Raw genomic sequence first — 3788 nt, 5'->3', positions numbered from 1 at the left:
AACCCAATCCAGATTCCAGCGGAGCGATAAAAGGCGGGGACTCTCTTGCGCATCGGCCGATCGGGACACGCCGGATCACCGGTCGGGTTTACGGGATCGACCGGTGACGGCGGGTGGGATCAGCTGATCACGTCACATTTCTCGAATCCGGTCCCGACGGCGACGGGCTCCCGGAGCGTGGCGAGCGGGTTGTCCGGGTCGAACTTCCCGGAGTGCGCGTAGGCATTGAGGGTGCCGTCGGGGCGCAGACCCAGCAGGTCGGGCCGGCCGTCGAGGTCGATGTCGGTGAGCGTCATCATCGACATGTCGTGCCAACCGTGCGCGATGGTGTACCAGGTGCCGCCGCCGGCCGCCCCGGCCGGGGTGCCGGGTCGGTCCGGGAACTCGTAGAGGTCGAGGTCCCCGTTCGCGCGGCGCACGAGCAGATCGAGATTGCCGTTGCCGGTGAAGTCGGCCATGGCGAACGGGAAGTCGTCGACGGTGATCTCGGTGAGCGGGACGGGGTCGCGGCTGTAGGTGTGGTTTTTCACCACTCCGGCGTCGAGGTGCACGAACGCGTCCACGTTTCCGGCCCCCTCGCCCCGGGAGAAGGTGTCGTCGGTGCCCGTGCCGGTCAGGTCGGCGAAGCCGATCGTCTCCCACCTCCGGCCGTCGTCGCGCTTGCCGGAGACCCGGAGCGGATCGGCGAACGGGCCGATCTCGCCGGGCTTTCCGATGTTCCGGAGCAGGAAGAAGCCGAACTCGCCGTCCTCGCCCGGGTTGAATTCGCTCACGCTGAACGCACAGATGTCCGCCCGGCCGTCTCCCGTGGCGTCCACCGCGCGCACGAAGAAGAAGCGCCGCCAGCCGAATCCCTCGGCGATTTTGACCGGCGCCTCGAAGGTGTCGGTCCCGTTGAACGTGCCGCTGTGCGGGTGGACGAAGAGCTCGCCGGTCTCGGCATTCCGCACCAGCAGATCGGGCCGCCCGTTGCCTCGGAATGATCGGCATTGACCGTTCGCAAATATCGGCGCCATTGCGGAGAGCTCCTCTTGATATGTGAGCCGAGTAGCATTTATTGTTTCCGGAGTGTGAGAGGCGGGTAACCCCTAACGCCCCCCTAAGTGTTGCCCCCAGAAGGCGGCCCTTGCGGCGGTGTGCGGTGGGGTGGGGGCACAATGATTCGTGACACGCATCATGGGTGTGCGCTCCCGGAAGGCTGGATTCTTGCGGCATGCACGATCCGAAACCGAAGCCCGTCGTCCCCGCGTCGCGCCGGCCGCGCCCGGCGTCGGACCCGGCGTGATGTCCGGCGGCACGTCCGCGGGCAGGGCCGGCCGCACGTCCGGTGGTGAACTCGGGTGAACGTCGACTCGACGCGCTTCGGACCTCGGCAGTGGCCCGTCGAGGGACAGGGCGTGGGGGCGTGGCAGCAGTCCGGACCGGCCCGGCTGCGGGGACACGTCCTGGTGGTGCTCCTCATCGTCCTGGTGCCGCTCGTCACCGTGCACATGGACGGGGGGAGGTGGACGGGGCTGCGCTGGTCGCTCCTGGTCGCGGATCTCGTGCTCTACGCGGGGAGCTTCCTGGTCGTCACGCAGGTCGGGCAGCGGCAATCGCGGTGGCGACGGTCCCTGATGGTCGGCTGGCTCCTCGTGGTGGGTGCGGCCCTGCCGGTCGTCACGGGAGATGTCACGATGCTGGTCCACCTCGCCTACGCGATCGTGGCGGCGGTCGTGCTGCTGCCGGCCGAGGCGAGCCGACTGGTCGGACTCGGGGTGGCGTTGGCCCAGGTGATCGCCACCCGGGTGGTCGACGGCCGGGTCGACTGGGACGGGACGTGGCTGCTGGTGCTGCTGACGTTGTCGTTCTCGTCGCTGTTCCTGCTCGCCCGGGTCGTGTCGCAGTTGAGCGCCGCCCGAGCGGTCATCGCCCACCAGTCGGTCGTGGACGAGCGGAATCGGCTGGCCAGGGATCTGCACGACGTGCTGGGCCACACGGTGGCCACGATCGCGCTCAAGGGGGGCGTCGCGCGCAGGATGCTGGAGAGCGACGTGGACCGGGACACCGTACACACGGAGGTCCGCGACATCGAGGAACTGTCCCGCAAGGCGATGCGGGAGATCCGCAGCACGATCTTCGACACACGGTCGGTGTCCCTGGACGACGAGTTGGCGAACGCCGTACTGGCGCTGCGCGCGGCGGGGATCTCCGCGACCCTGCCCGGGACGGGCGACGTGGTGCGTCTCGAACTGCGCGACGTGTTCGCCTATGTGCTCCGCGAAGGGGTGACCAACGTGATCAAACACAGCCGGGCCCGGCGGTGCGAGGTGCGGTTCGGGGAGACGTGGCTGGAACTGGAGGACGACGGCAACGGTCGGATCTTCGCCAAGGACGCCTGGGCGGAAGCGGGCGGCGGCTACGGCCTGTTGGGCCTCGCCGAGCGATTGCGCGCGCTCGGGGGGGATCTCACGACGGGCCGGGTACGCACGGGCGGTTTCCTGCTGCGGGCCGAGGTGGAGAACCCGGCCGCGCGCCCGCCGGCGACGGCCTGACGTTCGGGGCCGGGCGGACGGCTCGACACTCGGGGCCGAACGGACGACGGCCCGGCGCTCGGCGGCTCGGCGGACGGCTCGGCGCCCACCGCCTCAGCGGCGGGCCGCCGGCTCGTCGTCGCCCTTGACGGAGCCGTTCAGCGTGGCCTGTACGCCGGCCTGGAAGCGGCTGTCGGCGTCGAGCTCGTTCATGATCTCCTTGATGTGCCGGCGGCACTTGCGCACCGACATGCCCAGCCGTCGCGCCACCACGTCGTCCTTGAAGCCCTGCGCCAGCAGACGCACGATGGACAGCTGTAACTGGCCCAGCGCCTTGGCGTCGCCGGTCGTGTCCGGCGCGGACGACGCCGCGTCCCACGCCTGTTCGAAGGTCGCACGCAGATGGCCGACGACGGTCGCGTCGCGCACGGCGACGGCGGGAGGCTCCGGGGTGCTTCCCGACTCCGCGGTGGGCGAGGGCTCGCGGCCGAACACGATCGCCACCTCGGTGCCGAAGAGGATCAGCTGACCGGCCGGTTCGGCGTGCGTCCGGACCAGGGCCCCGGCCTCGGCGAGTTCCGCCATGTGCGTATGGACCGTCTGATCGGCGAGGGTCGCGTGCCGGTAGATCGCCCGGACCCGGATCCCGCGCCGCGCGGCGTCGAGGAGTTCCGGATGCATGCTTCCGACGGAGTCGCACGGCAGCGGGTCGCCGCGGCGGCTGAGCAGGATCTCGCTGCGGCAGCGCTCCGTCTGGTCCTTGAGCATCCACCTGATCTGGTCGGCGGCTTCCAGCGGCTCCAGGCTCTGTTCGAGCTGTGCGCGCAGGCGCCGCCCTTCCAGATAGGCGGGCAGGAGCTTTTGCAGCCGCAGCCTGGTCCCCACGATCTCCTGCTGCAGGCTGCGTATTTCGTCCTCCGGAATTCGCACCAATTCGGTTGCCGCGGCCTCCGGGCTCACCGGAACAAGGACGTCCGCATCATGCGCCGACGGCTGGAGAAGTCTGAGGGTCAGCAGATCCCGGCGAATGCCGTCGACCTTTTCCGGAGAAAGGCCGAGGACTTCGGCAATCCGGTCGCTCCGGAACTGCCCGATGCGTACCGCCTGCCCGAATGCCCGTGCATGCAGCTGGTCGGGGTCGACAAACTCGGGCATTCACTGGCCTCCGCGGTCCCCGGGCCCACTCTCGGCCGAGCGCGCCAAGAGCAGGCTAGGCGGTGCACGCCGGTGGCTACCAGAGAATTTCCGCCCTCCCCGGATGGTAACCCGACTCCG

Annotated in this window: 3 protein-coding genes; 1 reads left to right on the top strand and 2 read right to left on the bottom strand. The window is 69.6% G+C overall.

Annotated features, from left to right (window positions below):
* Positions 1–119: 119 nt before the first annotated feature.
* Positions 120–1016: an FG-GAP repeat domain-containing protein gene (locus tag EMA17_RS43460; RefSeq protein ID WP_126642763.1), complete on the bottom strand. Its 897-nt coding sequence runs from the start codon at positions 1014–1016 to the stop codon at positions 120–122.
* A gap of 324 nt (positions 1017–1340) precedes the next feature.
* Here EMA17_RS43460 and EMA17_RS43455 point away from each other — a divergent pair, with 324 nt between their 5' ends.
* Positions 1341–2534: a sensor histidine kinase gene (locus EMA17_RS43455; protein WP_126642762.1), complete on the top strand. Its 1194-nt coding sequence runs from the start codon at positions 1341–1343 to the stop codon at positions 2532–2534.
* A 93-nt stretch (positions 2535–2627) separates the two neighbouring features.
* On the opposite strand, the gene EMA17_RS43450 is transcribed toward EMA17_RS43455, so the two are convergent.
* Positions 2628–3668 (bottom strand): helix-turn-helix domain-containing protein, encoded by a 1041-nt coding sequence (locus EMA17_RS43450; RefSeq protein WP_126642761.1) that lies wholly within the window; start codon positions 3666–3668, stop codon positions 2628–2630.
* Positions 3669–3788: the final 120 nt, after the last annotated feature.

Origin of the sequence: Embleya hyalina (assembly GCF_003967355.1) — a bacterium.
Taxonomy (GTDB): Bacteria; Actinomycetota; Actinomycetes; order Streptomycetales; family Streptomycetaceae; genus Embleya; species Embleya hyalina.
This window is presented reverse-complemented; position numbering and strand designations above follow the sequence as displayed.

What these genes read in the sequence shown, in the direction of transcription:
- EMA17_RS43450 (WP_126642761.1), bottom strand. Translation starts at nt 3,668, where the DNA reads ATGCCCGAGTTTGTCGACCCCGACCAGCTGCATGCACGGGCATTCGGG.
- EMA17_RS43460 (WP_126642763.1), bottom strand. Translation starts at nt 1,016, where the DNA reads ATGGCGCCGATATTTGCGAACGGTCAATGCCGATCATTCCGAGGCAAC.